Below are 14,593 nucleotides of genomic sequence, written 5' to 3'. Positions count from 1 at the left end.
CAGGTGATCTCCCGCTCCCGTCCGTCGACCGGGCCGGGCTCGCCGTGGGACGGCGAGTTCGCCCGGTACTTCGGCGAGCGCGCGCACAGCCTGCGATCGACCGCCTTCCTGCTCTGCGGGGACTGGCACCAGGCCGAAGACCTCACGCAGGCCGCGCTGCTCAAGCTCTACCTCGCCTGGCCGAGGCTGTCGCGGCACGACACGCTGGACGCCTACGCGCGCAAGATCGTCCTGCGCACGTTCCTCGCCGAGCACCGGCGCAGCAGGTGGAAACGGGAGCGGCTCACCGACGCTCCGCCGGAACTCCCGGCGGAGCCCGCCGCGAGCCCCCAGGACGAACTGGTCCGGCAGGCTCTGGCCGTACTGGCCCCCAAGCAACGCGCCGTGCTGGTGCTGCGGTACTTCGAGGACCTGAGCGTCGAGGAGACGGCGAAGGCGCTCGGCTGCAGCACCGGCACGGTGAAGAGCCAGGCCTCCCGTGGCCTGGCCACGCTGCGCAAGCGGCTCGGCCCGCACTACGGTGCGTTGACCTTCAGCGCACCCACGGAGGGGAGGTGACGAACATGGACCCCGAAGACGACGTCCGCGCGATCCTGACCGGCGCGGCCGGCGGCCCGCAGCCGCCGATGCGCCTCGAAGCCGCCGACGTGATCGAGCGCGGCGGCCGGGTCCGGCGACGGCGCAAGCGCTTCGCCGTCGTGGGCACTTCGGCCGCGACGGCGGTCGTCCTCGCGGTGGCCGGTTTCCTGGCCGGTCACCGCGTGGGACCACCGGAGCCGGTGCAGCCCGCCGGCCCCGGGTTGTCCACGGTCGGCACCACTCCCCCGACGTCGGCCGAGGTGCCGGCGACGTCGATCGCGCCGGAGTCGCCGACGGCCGAGCCGGGCCAGACCCGGTCCCGCTCGTCGCGGACATCGGTTCCCCAGGCGCCGTCCGCGGGCCCGCGGGAGACGTCCCGCACGGGACGGGTGCCCACGCCTTCCTCGACCCCGAGCGCGACCCGGCCGGCGGCCCCGACGGCGGCGACCACGCGCTAGCCGTGGCGCAGATCACCGCGTTTTCGTGGGTTTCCGGCGAAATATCCGGTGGGTTGGTGGCGATATGTCCGGTGGCGTTCCGATCGGACGCCGGACAACCTGCTCAGCCGGACGCCCCGCGCCGGCCCGAGAACCCGAGGAGGAAGCACATGGTGCTCGCCGCACTGATCGTCGAAACCGGAATTGCCGTCGTGGTCGCGGGGGCGCTCGCCGCCTGGTCCCGCAAGCGCTTCACTCCTCGCCACGACGCGAACTGACCCTCCGGCGCACGTGTGCCCCGCCCGGTGATCCGGGCGGGGCACACGGCTGTCCGGCGGCCGCTCAGCGCTGAGCGGCCGCGGAGGCCAGCTTGCCGCCGCTGTCCTCGGTGTCGATCTCGTCCATCGGCACCTGCGACGTCTCCGGGATCTTGATGATCGGGAGGATCGCGATCAGGGCCGCCGCCATCAGGTAGTACGCCGGCCAGTCCTCGTTGCCGGTGCTCTTGATCAGCGCCGTCACGATGACCCCGCAGGTCCCGCCGAACAGCGACGTCGAGACGTTGTAGCCGATCGCGAACGAGCCGTAGCGGACCCGCGTCGGGAACATCGCCGGGAACGTCGAACCGATCACCGCGAGCATGAACACCAGCAGGATCGCCACGATCAGGAACCCGACGAACAGCCACAGGATGCTGCCGGACTGCATGAGCTTCAGGCAGGGCCAGCTCAGCACCAGGAACCCGATGGCCGCGGTGAGCAGCAGCGGTTTCCGGCCGATCCGGTCGGACAGCGCGCCGAGCGGGATGATGATCGCCATCTGGATGACTTCGACCGCGATGATGATCAGCGTCGAGGTGTTGTCGTTGATCTTCAGCGTGTCGGTGAAGTACGTCGGCATCGTCGTCAGCAGCAGGTAGTCCGCGACGTTCAGCAGCAGGACGATGCCGATCAGGTTGAGGATCATCCGCCAGTTGCGGACGAAGATCTCCTTGAGCGGCGCCTTCTTCGGCGCCTCGCCCGCGGCTTCCATCCGGCGGAACTCGGGGGTGTCCTCGAGCTTGTTCCGCAGGTAGAGCCCGATGAGGCCGAGCGGCAGCGCGACGAAGAACGGGATCCGCCAGCCCCACGCGTCGACCTGGTCGGCCGACAGCGACAGCGTCACCGAGAGCACCACGAGGTTGCCGAGCACGTAGCCGGCCAGTGTGCCGAGTTCGAGGAAGCTGCCGAAGAAGCCGCGGCGCTTCGTCGGAGAGTATTCGGCGATGAACGTCGCCGCTCCGCCGTACTCGCCGCCGGTCGAGAAGCCCTGGATGATCCGCAGCAGCAGGATCGCGATCGGCGCCGCGATGCCCATGCTGTAGCTGCCGGCGTACGTCGGCAGGACACCGACCAGGAACGTGCAGCCGGACATCAGCAGGATCGTGATGGCGAGGACCCGCTTGCGGCCGAGCTTGTCGCCGAGCGGCCCGAAGAACGCCCCGCCGAACGGCCGCACGATGAACCCGACGGCGAGCAGCGCCAGCGACTTCAGCACGGCGTTCCCCTCGCCGGGGAAGAACTGGGTGCCGATGCTCACCGCGATCGCGCCCGAGGTGAAGACGCCGTAGTCGTACCACTCGGTGGCGTTGCCCATGGCCGACGCCCACACGGCGCGCTTGACGGTTCTCTCGTCCACCGACGGTTTGCCCGTCGTTGCTGCTGGTTCGCTCATGCCGGCGACGACTCCTCCCGTGCAGTGCCCATTGGGCCGTTCGAGCTCATCAGCCCAGTCTTGACCGGCTCTCCCACCTCGGCAGCCTGAGCCGGAAATTGTCTACGGTGGGGAACTTTCCGACTACTGAGAGAGGTAGGCGGCCGGGTCGCGCGCGAGGGGCGGTTACCCGCCGGTTAACGTCAGCGCATGAGTCGTGTTTCTCAACCCTGGCCGCCGGTGGCGGTGGAGCCCGCGGTCGTGCACCCGAAGGCACCGGAACCGGGCACCGAGCTCGGCGTGCACTTCCCGGAGTGCTTCGGGTGCGGCGACGAGGCCGACGCCGGGCTGCACCTGCGTTCGACCGTCGGCGAGGGCCAGGTCGTGCACTCGCGGTTCACCGTCACCAAGGCCCACCAGGGCGCGCCGGGGCTGGCCCACGGCGGGCTGCTGGCCTGCGCGTTCGACGAGGCGCTCGGCTCGACGGTCGGCAACCTGATGCGCCGCCCGGCGGTGACCGGCAAGCTCGAGACGGACTTCCGGCGGCCGGTGCCGGTCGGTTCGACGCTGTTCATCGAGACCCGGCTGGACGGCATCGCGGGCCGCAAGATCTACGTCAGCGCGGACGGCCGCCTCGACGCCGAGGACGGCCCGATCGCGGTCAGCGCGCGGGCGTTGTTCGTCGTCGTCGGCTTCGAGCACTTCAGCACCCACGGTGACTCGCAGGCGCTGGAGAAGCTGGCCGCGCAGCACGAGAAGAACCAGCGGCAGCGCGACGCCCGCGACTGGGAGATCAACCCCTGATCCCGGCCGGCCTCAGGTGAGGGTGCGGGGGCGGATCGCGTTGGCCCGGTCGACCAGCTGGATGCGCTCGTCGACCGTGCCCGCCAGCCGCGCCAGCGCCCGGTAGCACCGTTCGAGGCCGAACCGCAGCTCGCGTTCCTCGAGCTGGCAACCCAGCACCCGCGCGCCCGGCGTCGGCTGGCCCTGCTTGAGCCATTCGTGCGCGGCTTCGAGCACGCCGGCGGACAGCTGCGTCCGGCGTTCGGCGTCCAGGCGGAGCCGCTCGAGCCGGGCCGACGCGTCGAGCAGGTCGTGCTCGGTGACCGGGGTTTCGCGGCCGTTGGCCTTGGTCGCGGTCGTCTTGATCTTGATGGCCGCCACCTGCGCGTCGACGTAGTGGGTCGACGACGGCGGCACGGTCTCGAGCACCTCGACCGCGCTCGCCCGCGCGCCCTGCGCCAGGTACACGCGGGCGAGGCCGAAGGCGGCGCTGACGTAGGTGCGGTCGGTGCGCCAGACCAGCTCGTAGAACCGCGCGGCGGCGAAGTAGTCGCCGACGCCTTCGGCGCTGATGCCCAGGGCGAGCTTCGGGGCGATCTCGCCCGGCAGGTCGTCGTACACCGCTTCGAACGCGACGTGCGCAACCCGCGAACGACCGCCCGCGAGCTCGATCAGGCCGCGGTACCAGTCGATCCGCCAGTCGTGCGGGAAGCCGTTCTTGATGGCCAGGTACTGCGCGGCCTGCAGCTGCCGCTGGGCCTCCGCGAACTCGCCCAGCTCGATCCGGGCGCGCACGATCCGCAGCCGCACCTCGATCGACTCCCGCGGCGCGCCGGCCAGCGCCTCGATGGCGGCCCGCGGGTCGAGCGCGGTCGTGGTGGCGAGCACGCCCGCCGCCGGGTCGTCCGTGTCCACCTGCGGGATCGGCAGCCCCGCGACGACCTCGTCCGCGCCGGGCAGCGGCACGCTGGCGCCGGTTTCGGGCACCACCAGCTGCACGCCGAACGTGCGGCTCTCCGGGCCGAACACCGTGGACACGCCGGGCCGCGGCTTGCCGGTGCCGAGCGCCATGATCTCGCGCAGCACCCCGGTGAGCTGGTCGGACATCTCCTCGGCGGAGAGGAACCGCCGGTCCGGGTCGGCGTGCGTCGCCCGCCGCAGGAACCGGTAGTACGAACCGAACAGCGCGAACAGCGGGACGGCGTCCGGGCCGGGCAGGGTGGTCTTGAACTTGCTGGTGTAGCCGGTGAATTCGAAGCTGAGCACGGCGAGCGTGCGCCCGACGGTGAACAGGTCCGACGCCACCGACGCGCCCTGCGTCGGCAGTTCCGGTGCGCTGTAGCCGGTGGTGAAGAACAGCGGGCTCTCGTAGTCGTCGGTGCGGCGGACCGCGCCGAGGTCGATCAGCTTGAGCTGCTCGTTGGTCTGGATGACGTTGTCCGGCTTGAGGTCGCAGTAGAGCAGGCCCTGGCTGTGCAGGTAGCCGAGCGCGGGCAGGATCTCCAGCCCGTAGGCGATGACCTGGCCGATCGGCAGCGGCTCCGGACGGCGGCTTTCCCGGTGGTGCGCCAGCGCGAGCTGCCGCAGCGACTGGCCGCCGACGTACTCCATCACGATGTAGCCGGTGGTCGTCCCGCTGTGGGCGTCCGGGTGCTGCACGAAGTTGTGGATCTTGACGATGTTCGGGTGCTCGACCTCGGCGAGGAACCGCTGCTCGTTGGCCGCGGCCGCCATCGCCGTCGCGTCGCCGGTGTCGATCAGTCCTTTGAGGACGACCCAGCGGTCGCTGACGTTGTGGTCCTGTGCCAGGTAGATCCAGCCGAGACCGCCGTAGGCGATCGCGCCGAGGACCTCGTACTGGCCGCCGACGAGCTCGTGCGGCTGCAGCTTCGGGAGGAAGGAGAACGGCGCGCCGCAGTTCTCGCACTTCCCTTCCGGCGAACCGGGTTTGCCGTCCTTGCCGCGGCCGACCTTCGCGTTGCAGCTGCCGCAGAACCGCTTTTCCTCCGACACCACGGGGTTCGTCAGCACCGCGGACGCGGGATCGCGCGCGGGAACCGGCGGAACCTCGACCAGCCCGGCGCCGAGACGGCCGCGGCGGGACCGCGACGTCCGCGACGACGTCCGCCGCGAAGTGCCGGGGAACGCGCCAGAGCCGGAACCGGAGCCGCTGCCGGTGCCCGTTCCGGTGCCCGTTCCCGTGCCGGTGCCGGTGTGCCGGCCTTCGCTGGTGCGCTCGGGCAGGACGCTTTCGGTGCCCGGGTCGGGCAGCGGCGCCCCGGGACCGGTGTCCGGCCGCGGCACCGGCGGCATGATGCTCTGCGTCTCCGGAGCCGGCGCGGCGAGAACGCTCGTCGGCTGCGGCGCGTCGGGGTCCGGGCGCACGGCCTGCGCCGACGGGACGACCGGCGGCTGCGGCGCATCGAAATTCGGGCGTACCGCCTGCGTCGGCTGCGGCGCGTCGGGATTCGGGCGCACGGCCTGCGTCGGCTGCGGCGCATCGGGATTCGGGCGCACGGCCTGCGTCGGCTGCGGCGCGTCGGAGTTCGGGCGCACGGCCTGCGCCGAGGGCGCCACCGGCACGTTCGGCGCCACCGGCACGTTCGGCGGCTGCGGCGCACCGGCGTCCGGCCGCTGGGCCGGCGTCGGCGGCGCGACCGGGGCGATGCTGCCCGGCGGGCGGGTCGGATCTTCCGCCCCCGGGATCGGCGGGCGGGGCTGCCCGCGCGGCGGCGTCGGCGGGCGGCGCCCGGGTACCTGCCCGGCCGGTTCGCCGTCGTCGAGGCGGCCCGAGATCGACGGTTCCGGCGTCTCCCACCGCACCGGTGGCGGCGGCTGCCAGCTCGGCGTGGCCACCTGCTGCGGCTCGTCGTCCGGCGCGGCGTGCCGAGGACGGCGCGGCTCCTCCGACACTGCTACCTCCCGGATCCCCTGCGACGTGCGGAGATCGATCCTAGTCGCGCTGAGTTACCTTCACTGCTGGTACTGGGGCGACGGCGGCGAAGCCGGGCCGAGCCGGGCTTCCACCCAGCGGCGGTAGCTGTCCTGCCACACGCCGTTGCCGCGGATCTGGTCGAGCACCGCGTTGACGTAGCGGACCATGTCCTCGTGGTCCTTCGGCACGCCGATGCCGTAGTTCTCCTGGGTCAGCCGCTCGCCGCGGACCTCGAGCGTCGAGTCCTGCGCGGCCATCCCGGCGAGGATGGTGTCGTCGGTCGACACCGCCTCGACCTGGCCCTGCTGGAGCATCACCAGGCAGTCCGACCAATTGTCCACCGAGACCGGCACCGGCTTGGCCGGGTCCGTCGCGATCTTCGCCAGCGACGTCGACTTCTTGGTCGCGCACACCCGCTTGCCGCTCAGGTCCGCCAGCTTCTGCGCCTTCGACTCCTTGGTGACCAGGATCTTCTGGCCCGCCACGTAGTACACGGAGGAGAACTCGACGTCCTTCTTGCGCGCGCAGGTGATGCTGTAGGTCCGGACCACGATGTCGACCTGGTGCTTCTTCAGGACCTCTTCGCGCTGCGACGACGGGATCGCGCGGAACTGGACGTGGCCGTCGGCCGAGCCGAAGATCGCCTTCGCGACCGCGTTGACCATGTCGATGTCGAAGCCCTCGAGGTTGCCCGAGGTGGGGTTGCGGAAGCCGAACAGGTAGGTCGTCTGGTCGACGCCGGCGATCAGCTTGCCGCGCTTGCGGATGTCGGACATCGTCGAGTTGTCGGGGACGGTCGTGCTGGTCGGCGACAGGCTGGCCAGCGGGTTGCAGCTCGTGTCGGAGGTCCCGCCCGCCGTCGCGTCCGGGCCGCCGACGTGCGCGGGCTGCGGCCAGGCCGCGTTGCCGACCGGCGCCGGGTCGACCGGTTTCCTGGGGCTGCCGCAGGACGCCGCCAGCAGCGCGACGACCGCCAGCACGCCCGCCCGGACCGTGTTCCCGCGCCTGTTCACCGGTACTCCCTCAGTCGCTCCCGGATCCCCATGGTGACACCCGCCGCGGCGACGATCGCCAGCACGGCCAAGCCGGGGGCGAGGAGCGTCAGTGCGCGGTCGCCGTTGTGGGTGTCGTCGACGAAGTCCTGCCGCCCGACGTCGATGGCCGCCTGGAGGCTGTCGTCGAGCCGCCGGAACGCCGGCGCGGAGCCACCTTTCGCGTCTTCCTGCACGGCGGAGTCGACGGCTTCCTGGTACGCCCCGGCGTCGTCCTGGGCGCGCACCTGCCGGTGCGCCTTCAGCCAGTCTGTCGCGGCCGCCGACGCGTCGGCGATCTTCGTGGCGCCGGCGCCGTCCTTGATCAGGCCGCGAGCTTCGCCGAGGAGACCCCCTTGGCCGTCTTCGCCGACCAGCTGGACCGCCTTGGCGCTGAAGTCCTTCTCGTACGCCCCGCCGTCGCCGCGGGCGACCAGCGTCAGCGTTTCGTCGGCGCGGGCCTGCAGCGCGGCGATCCGCGCGCGGACGAGCACGTCGACGCGGTGCGAACCGTCGTCCTGGCCGCTGCCGACCAGGCTGCCCTGGACGATCAGCGCGACCGCGCCCCACAGCAGCGACACCACGACGGCGGCCGTCGCGACGACGAGCCCGACGTTGAGCAGCCGGTTGGTGCGCCGGGTCAGGTAGACCTGGGCGACGATCAGCGCGGCCAGCAAGGCGACCACCAGGATCGTGGCGAGCCACGGGAATCCGGTGGCGCTGTCCTGTTCTTCGATGAGCCGCTCGGTGTCGACGCGGTAGAGGTCCTGGGCGGCGGGCAGGATCTTCGCCCGCATCAGCTCGGACGCCTCGCGCAGGTAGGACGCGCCGACCGGGTAGCCGAGCCGGTTGTTCGCCCGGGCCGTCTCGACGAGCCCGGTGTAGACGGGCAGCTGCTGGTTCAGCGTGTCGACCGGGGCGGCCGCGGCGGCGACGTCCGCGCTGTCGGACGCGGCCTTGGCGAGCGCGGCGCCGGCTTCGGCGATGTCCCGCTCGTAGCGCTGGCGGAGCTCGGGCGGCTCGGTGCCGATGGAGAGGAACGCGCTCGCGGCGGTCGCGTCGGCGTCCGAGAGCGAGCGGTAGACCTGCTGCGACGCGGCGGCCAGGGGCTCGCGGCGGTCGATGACGCCGCTGATCGTGTCGTCGCGGTCCTGCACCGACAGCGTCGCGACGAGCCCGGCGACCAGCGCCAGCAGCACCAGCCCGACGGCGATCACGGTGAGCCGGCCGGGCGTGGTCGCGGCCGACCGGATGACCGCGCGGACCCCCTGGCCCGGCAGGTCGAGCAGCCCGAGCAGGCCGCTGCGGCCCCCGGTGCGGTCGCGGTTGTCCGGTGGCGACGGCGGAGCTCCCGGCGCGGGCGCCGGGGCCGTCGCGGTGCTGGTCATCCCCGAATTCCTCCCCCTGCCATCCGGGGCATCGCCCCAGGCCGGGGGCTTCGCCTCCCGGAGCCCCCGAAAAAGATCGCTGTGAGCCGTACCCGCAGAAGGTAGCCGAGTCGCCGCGCGCGCAGCCACCGGCACCGCCCGCTGTCATCAGCACGTGATCTGGGCGGATGTGTTCCCGGGCACACCGGTGATCAGGTACGGACTTCCGCCAGGACGCGCCAGTGGCCGTCTTCGGGGCCCGACGTCAGCGTTCCGCCGGCGAGGGCGAGCCGCTCGCGCATGCCGGCCAGGCCGAATCCTTCACCTGTCCGGGTGAACGCCGCGAGGGTGTTGCGGACGTCGAGCCGGACGACGCCGGGCGCGTGGCTCAGCCGCATCCGGATGTCCTCGCCGGGTGCGTGCTTACCGGCGTTGGTCAGGGCTTCCCGGGCGATCCCGGCCAGGGCGACGACCGCCGCGGACGGGAGCGGCCGGGGCGCGCCGTCGGCGGCGAAGTCCACGGTGACACCGTGGTCGCGGGCGTGCGCGGCGGCCACCGCGGCGAGGGTTTCGGTGAGCGGCGGGACATCCTGGCGCAGCGCGGCGACGGCGTCGCGCGCCTCGGCCAGCCCGGCGGCGGCGAGACTCCGCGAGCGCCGGACCGAGCGCAGTGCACCATCCACATCGGACTTCTCGGCCAGCAGCGCCTCGGCGAGTTCGAGCTGAACACCCAGCGCGCCAAGGGAGTGCGCGAGGACGTCGTGGAGTTCGCGGGCGATCCGGGTGCGTTCGTCGAGCGCGGCGGCGCGGGCGTGTTCGGCCTGGGCGAGCCGCGTCTGCTCCAGCAGCGCCTGGCTCTGCGTCGCCTGCACTTCGTATTGGCGGCGGTTGAGCCCGAGCAGCACCAGCAGCAGCATCACGCCGGCGTCGGCGAGCGACTCGCCGAGGGAGTGGCCGGCGAGCGCGTGCGACGTCACGGCCAGCGCGACGTCCAGAAGGCCGGCGGCGAGGATCGTGCCGACGCTGACCGAGGTGAGGGTGGCGAGCCGGCCCAGGGCGATGACGGACAGCAGGATGGCCGACGAGTCCTCCACCCAGCCGACGATCGCCGCCGGCACGGCGCTGGCGGCGGCGAGCAACGCGGCCGCCGTTTTCGGCCGCCGCCGTGTCTGCAGGACGAAGCCCAGCCAGCCCGCGGTCGCGATGCCGTAGGCGGTCCAGACGCGCGGATCGGTTTCGCGGGCGGTGAGCAGGGTGGCGGCGAAGAAGAGCGTGCCGAGCAGCTGCACCACCAGCCAGCTCGGCGCGATGGTGTCGGGCAGGCGTTTCAGCACGTTCTTCTTCGCCGCCGGTCAGCCGCGGATGGCCGGGGCGAGCGAGTGCGGGAGCACAGCTTCGGGGTCCGCCGGCCGCCGGACGACCACCTCGACGTCGTCGGCGAAGCGGTACGGCTTCGCGCCGAGGATGCCGCCGAAGTGCCGTCGCAGCCGGGACATTTCGGCGCGGACGGTGACGGTCCGGCCGGCGTCGCCGAACAGGTCGGCCGACAGCTCGGACGCCGACCGGCCGTCGCGGTGGCTCGCCAACACGTAGAGGACTTCGGCGTGGCGCGGGCTGAGCCGGTGCGTCCAGGTCCCGGCCGCGCTGGCCACGGTGAGCTCGGGCTCGCGCGGCGACCGGACGTCGAGCACGACGCGGGTGGGCGGTGCGGCGTCGTTCTCGGTCAGCCGGAGCAGCCAGCCGCCGGGGACCGGCTCGACCGAGCAACCGCCGTACGCGGGCAGCCAGGCCCGTCCGGGTCCGAGGCCGGTGGGCAGCGCGACCCGGTCGACCGGCGCGAGCCCGGCGGCCGCGGCGACCCAGCCGTGTTCGTCGGCCACCATGGCGCGTCCGCCGACCTTCGCGAGGACAGGGACGGCGAAGCCCCTCAGTCTCTCCAGTTCGGTGCGGTGGGTGGTGCGCAGCTGGGCTTCCGCGAGCCGCGTGACGGCGTCGACCAGCGCCAACGTCGTCGCGTGGACGGTCGAGGCCGGCCCGGAGAGGTCGACGACGCCGAGTAGCCTGCCGTCGCGCGGGTCGTGCAGCGGCGCGGCCGCACACGTCCAGGAGTGCTGAGCACGGACGTAATGTTCGGCCGAGTAGACCTGGATCGGGCTGCGCGCGACGAGCGCGGTGCCGATCGCGTTGGTGCCGACGGCTTCCTCCTGCCAGTCGACGCCTTCGACGAACCCGAGCCGGTCGGCGCGGCGGCGGACCGCGGCGCTGCCGTCCCGCCAGAGGACGGCACCACCGGCGTCGGCGATCACCATGATGTGCGCGGCTTGCTCGGCGAGGCTGATCAGGCCGCCGCGCAGGATCGGCAGCGCGTCGGCCAGCCCGCTCGCGCGGCGACGGGTTTCCAGCTGCTCGAAGCTCAGGACGGGCGCGGCGGCGCGGCTGTCCGGGTCCATGCCGAGCCGACGCATCCGCTGCCAGGACGCGCCGATGACGGGGCGCAGTTTGGTGGGCAGCGCCTGGCCGTTCAGGGCCGCTTCGTGTACCTGCGCGAGGACACGGGCGTGCCGCCGGGGATCCGCCCCGGCCGGCAACGCCGCCTCGAGGTCTCGCTGCCCCAACCGCCGCTCCTTGTGCTGTACCTCCTGGGAGTCTGCCGTTTCGGCCGGATGATCGGTAGGTGGCGCACGTCGCGGTTTCTTCGGGTCGTTCGTGCGGTCAGTACGAGACGTAGACGTCGGTCTCCAGCTCGTCCGGGGCGGAATTCGGGGCGGAGATCGAGGCTTGGATGAGCCGGGCGACTTCGGCGTCGATCGCGTCGAGGACCTGTTCGCGCAGCTCACCGCTGTCGGTGACGCGGGTGCGGAACCGCTGGAGGCAGTCCCCGACGTGCCGGGGGAAGCCGGCCTCGATCAGCGTCGGTCCCCCGCCGGCGCGGGCCCGGCCGACCGCTTCTCCGGCCGCTTCGTGCACGGCGAAGAAGTCGGATCCGTCGACGACGACCCCGGGCACGCCGAGCCCGGCCACCCGATCGGCGTAACCGGTGTCCTCGGTGACGAAGATGGCGGGGAGGTGCCAGGCCGACGCGAGGTTCAAGGCCTCGAGCGTCGTGCCGGGGCCGTCGCCGAGGAAGGCGACGCCGACGCCGCCGAGGTCCTGCTGTTTCGCGGCGATCGCGGCACCGCAGATCAGCAGCGGGACGCCGCCTCGTGTGTTCGTGGTGAGCAGCCGGTCGTGCCGGATCTCGGCCAGGACGGCCCGGACGTCGACGCCCTTGGCGATGCGGTGCCCGAGCCGGCGGTGCGTGCCGGCGATGGCGTCACGGCTGTCGAGGTGGAGGCAGACGCCCGCGGCCAGGGCTTCCTCACCGGCGTACGGGTGCCCGCTCGCGCGGACTTGCTCTTCGACGGCCCGGATGGTCCGCATCACGCGATACGCACCCTGGAGGGCGTCCGTCATCTCCGGCGCTCCTTCCCCGGTTCGGTGTCCGTGCGCAGGAGCCCTTTTCGCGCCGCCTCCGCCATCGCGGCCCGGACGTCGACGACCCAAGGCCCGTCAGGTTTGAGCTCCACGAACGCGCTCTCACCGGTTTTGAGTTCGAGTTCCCGTTCGCCGTCGAGAGCGATGACACCGCCCGCCGCAGCGAGCTCGACACGCACCCCCGGCCGCAGGAGCCCCCAACCGCGCACGCCGACCGGCCGCACGAGCCCAGGTGCGATCGGCGCGTGCACGACGTACGGCGTCTCCCCGACCGGCCCGAGCTGCAGCGCGACGCCGTCCGGGCTCGACCGAGGGCTGGGACACAGTTGGCCTGGAACGCTCGTGAGGCCGATTCCGTCCGGCTCGGCGAACGTGCAGTACAACTCGGTGAGTGAGGACGGGTCCCACAGCGCCCGCGCCCCGATGTGCCTGCTCAGCGACACGCAGACGTCGACGAGCGCGATCTCCCTGCGGGCTTTGGTGACGACTTCGAGCACGCTGACGCGGTGGGTGACGAGGTCCGGGTCGATCTGCCCGGTGGCGATCAGCCCCGCGGCCAGGCCGGCGACGGTCGCCTCCCGCACCTGCGGGAAGACGTTGTTGGTCCCGGTGGAGAGGGCGAGCAGCGGAACGTCTTCGCAGGCCTTGGCGGCAACCCGGGCAGTCCCGTCCCCGCCGAGGACGACGATGACCCCGGCGCCGGCCTCGACCATGCGACGCACGGCGTTCGTCGTGTCCGCGGCGGTGCCGGTGAGAGCGTCGTCCTCACAGAAGTCGACCTTCGGCCAGGAGCCACCGCGCCCGAGGGCGCGCAGGACCGCGGTGGAGATGCCGCCGAGGTCGGTCGAGACGAGGGCCCGGTCGAGCCCGGTGACGGCGAACGCCGCCAGCAGCCGCTGGACCATGTTCGCCTTCTCCGCGGTGGGGAACACCGACGCCTGCGCGACCAGCCGGCGGATGTCCCGCCCCGAAGCGGGGTTCGCGACGATCCCCGCCACCGTTTCACCCACCTGACCTCCCGTTCTTTCACCGGAGAACAGGAGACTCCGTGATCGGGCGGAGCGGAAGGGTTGCAGGGCGTTGCAGTGGTGGGGTTGCAGTCTTCGCGTGTGTATGCGACCGAAGCGACGGAGATCACACTGCGCGTCTCACTCAGTGATCTCCAGTGGACAGTCCAACCCGGAGCGGCGGGCGGGGAAGAACCAACCGAGGCAAGATTCCGCCGACGAGCTACCGGACCAGGTCGGCGACACCCTCGTAGGTGAAGCCCACCTCGCGGACCGCGGCCCGGACGTCGTCCTCGGCCAGTGCGGTTTCGGCTCGCACAAGCACCCGGCCGGCCGCGACGTCGACGTCCACTTCGGCCACTCCGGGCAGCGCCGCGATTTCTTCGGTCACCGACTGGGCGCAGTGGCCGCAGTTCATGCCGGAAACGGTGTATCCGTGCTCAATCATGGTCCGCAGCGTACGAAAAGGGCCGCCACCCCGGACGGGTGACGGCCCTTTCCCAAGATCAAAGTCAGATCACGGTGACCGACGTGGCCTGCGGACCCTTCTGGCCCTGGCCGATCTCGAACTCGACGCGAGCGTTCTCCTCGAGGGTACGGAAGCCGTTACCCTGGATCTCGCTGTAGTGAACGAAGACGTCGCCGCCACCGTTGTCGGGGGTGATGAAGCCGAACCCCTTCTCGGAGTTGAACCACTTCACAGTGCCCTGAGTCATCAAAAATCTCCATGTGTAACACCAAAACAGGAAGCCACTTCGGCGACCCGGGTCAGCACCCGGACGGTTTGCTTCCTCGGCGAGGAGACACTACGCCCGCTGAATTCTGCGAGCGTGACTCATCACGAACACAAAAGTCGAGACCATAAGCAGTAAAGCACACCTTGACCAGGGCGGACAAGCCATCTTCACCCGGGCGGGGTGAGCTATTCGCCACTCGCCGGGCGCAGCCCCTCGGTGGCGAACGGCGAGCGCCAGGCGGCGTCCCGATCGGCGGCGACCACGGCGTCGTCGTGGGCCTCTGAGCTGGCGCTGAACAGCACCGGTACGACGCCGGAGGACTTCCGCGGTTCGGATGCGTGCTGGTGATCGGTCACGTCGAAACTCCCCTCGTTCCCTGCCCGCTTCGGCGCGGGTCATGACCGTGATGGTGCCATGCGGCACCGACAGAAACCGGTTATCTCCCGCCGGGACCCGGCCGGGAAGGTTCAGCGGCGAACCACCACCGGAACACCGTCAGGCTACCCGAGCCAACGCCCTGCTACCACACGACATTCCCAGCTTTTCCGGAA

At 71.8% G+C, this 14,593-nt stretch carries 15 protein-coding genes; 4 read left to right on the top strand and 11 right to left on the bottom strand.

Going from position 1 to position 14,593, the window contains the following annotated elements:
* Positions 1-3: 3 nt before the first annotated feature.
* From ACWDN5_RS14760 to ACWDN5_RS14750, 3 genes are read left to right on the top strand one after another with little or no spacing between them, the layout of a single operon-like run.
* Positions 4-558 carry a SigE family RNA polymerase sigma factor gene (locus ACWDN5_RS14760; protein ID WP_310968013.1) on the top strand — a complete coding sequence of 185 codons (555 nt, stop codon included), beginning with the start codon at positions 4-6 and terminating at the stop codon, positions 556-558.
* Positions 559-563: 5 nt separating this feature from the next.
* Positions 564-1,037: a hypothetical protein gene (locus tag ACWDN5_RS14755; RefSeq protein ID WP_310968014.1), complete on the top strand. Its 474-nt coding sequence runs from the start codon at positions 564-566 to the stop codon at positions 1,035-1,037.
* 2 nt (positions 1,038-1,039) lie between these two features.
* A complete protein-coding gene (locus ACWDN5_RS14750; RefSeq protein ID WP_310968015.1) occupies positions 1,040-1,294 on the top strand; it encodes a hypothetical protein in 255 nt (84 codons plus the stop codon).
* 64 nt (positions 1,295-1,358) lie between these two features.
* Here the strand turns inward: ACWDN5_RS14750 and ACWDN5_RS14745 are convergent, their stop codons facing one another.
* Positions 1,359-2,693: an MFS transporter gene (locus ACWDN5_RS14745; RefSeq protein WP_310968493.1), complete on the bottom strand. Its 1,335-nt coding sequence runs from the start codon at positions 2,691-2,693 to the stop codon at positions 1,359-1,361.
* Between the two features lie 225 nt (positions 2,694-2,918).
* On the opposite strand from ACWDN5_RS14745, the gene ACWDN5_RS14740 reads away from it, so the two are divergent.
* Positions 2,919-3,512 carry a PaaI family thioesterase gene (locus tag ACWDN5_RS14740; protein WP_449676656.1) on the top strand — a complete coding sequence of 198 codons (594 nt, stop codon included), beginning with the start codon at positions 2,919-2,921 and terminating at the stop codon, positions 3,510-3,512.
* A 12-nt stretch (positions 3,513-3,524) separates the two neighbouring features.
* Here ACWDN5_RS14740 and ACWDN5_RS14735 read toward each other — a convergent pair whose 3' ends face one another.
* The 10 genes from ACWDN5_RS14735 to ACWDN5_RS14690 all read right to left on the bottom strand — a co-directional run bounded on the left by ACWDN5_RS14735 (position 3,525) and on the right by ACWDN5_RS14690 (position 14,398).
* Positions 3,525-6,347, bottom strand: a complete 2,823-nt coding sequence (locus ACWDN5_RS14735) for a tetratricopeptide repeat protein (protein WP_449676679.1) — start codon at positions 6,345-6,347, stop codon at positions 3,525-3,527.
* A gap of 117 nt (positions 6,348-6,464) precedes the next feature.
* Positions 6,465-7,406 carry a glutamate ABC transporter substrate-binding protein gene (locus ACWDN5_RS14730; protein WP_449676678.1) on the bottom strand — a complete coding sequence of 314 codons (942 nt, stop codon included), beginning with the start codon at positions 7,404-7,406 and terminating at the stop codon, positions 6,465-6,467.
* A 29-nt stretch (positions 7,407-7,435) separates the two neighbouring features.
* Positions 7,436-8,845 carry a hypothetical protein gene (locus ACWDN5_RS14725; protein WP_449676655.1) on the bottom strand — a complete coding sequence of 470 codons (1,410 nt, stop codon included), beginning with the start codon at positions 8,843-8,845 and terminating at the stop codon, positions 7,436-7,438.
* Between the two features lie 191 nt (positions 8,846-9,036).
* A complete protein-coding gene (locus ACWDN5_RS14720; RefSeq protein WP_449676654.1) occupies positions 9,037-10,158 on the bottom strand; it encodes a sensor histidine kinase in 1,122 nt (373 codons plus the stop codon).
* 18 nt (positions 10,159-10,176) lie between these two features.
* Positions 10,177-11,439, bottom strand: coding sequence for a GAF domain-containing protein (locus tag ACWDN5_RS14715; protein WP_449676653.1), 1,263 nt, complete (start codon positions 11,437-11,439; stop codon positions 10,177-10,179).
* Between the two features lie 97 nt (positions 11,440-11,536).
* Positions 11,537-12,277 carry a thiamine pyrophosphate-dependent enzyme gene (locus ACWDN5_RS14710; protein WP_449676652.1) on the bottom strand — a complete coding sequence of 247 codons (741 nt, stop codon included), beginning with the start codon at positions 12,275-12,277 and terminating at the stop codon, positions 11,537-11,539.
* On the bottom strand, positions 12,274-13,308 hold the full coding sequence (locus ACWDN5_RS14705; protein WP_449676650.1) for an ATP-NAD kinase family protein: 1,035 nt from the start codon (positions 13,306-13,308) through the stop codon (positions 12,274-12,276). Before ACWDN5_RS14705 ends, ACWDN5_RS14710 begins: the two co-directional genes overlap by 4 nt.
* 220 nt (positions 13,309-13,528) lie before the next feature.
* On the bottom strand, positions 13,529-13,753 hold the full coding sequence (locus ACWDN5_RS14700; protein WP_449676649.1) for a heavy-metal-associated domain-containing protein: 225 nt from the start codon (positions 13,751-13,753) through the stop codon (positions 13,529-13,531).
* A 64-nt stretch (positions 13,754-13,817) separates the two neighbouring features.
* Positions 13,818-14,021 (bottom strand): cold-shock protein, encoded by a 204-nt coding sequence (locus tag ACWDN5_RS14695; protein ID WP_004563013.1) that lies wholly within the window; start codon positions 14,019-14,021, stop codon positions 13,818-13,820.
* A 206-nt stretch (positions 14,022-14,227) separates the two neighbouring features.
* Positions 14,228-14,398 carry a hypothetical protein gene (locus tag ACWDN5_RS14690; protein WP_310968024.1) on the bottom strand — a complete coding sequence of 57 codons (171 nt, stop codon included), beginning with the start codon at positions 14,396-14,398 and terminating at the stop codon, positions 14,228-14,230.
* Positions 14,399-14,593 lie beyond the last annotated feature (195 nt).

It is taken from the genome of Amycolatopsis sp. NPDC003731 (assembly GCF_053586895.1).
The sequence above is the reverse complement of the archived record's forward strand: the minus strand, read 5'-3'. Positions and strand labels throughout refer to the sequence as shown.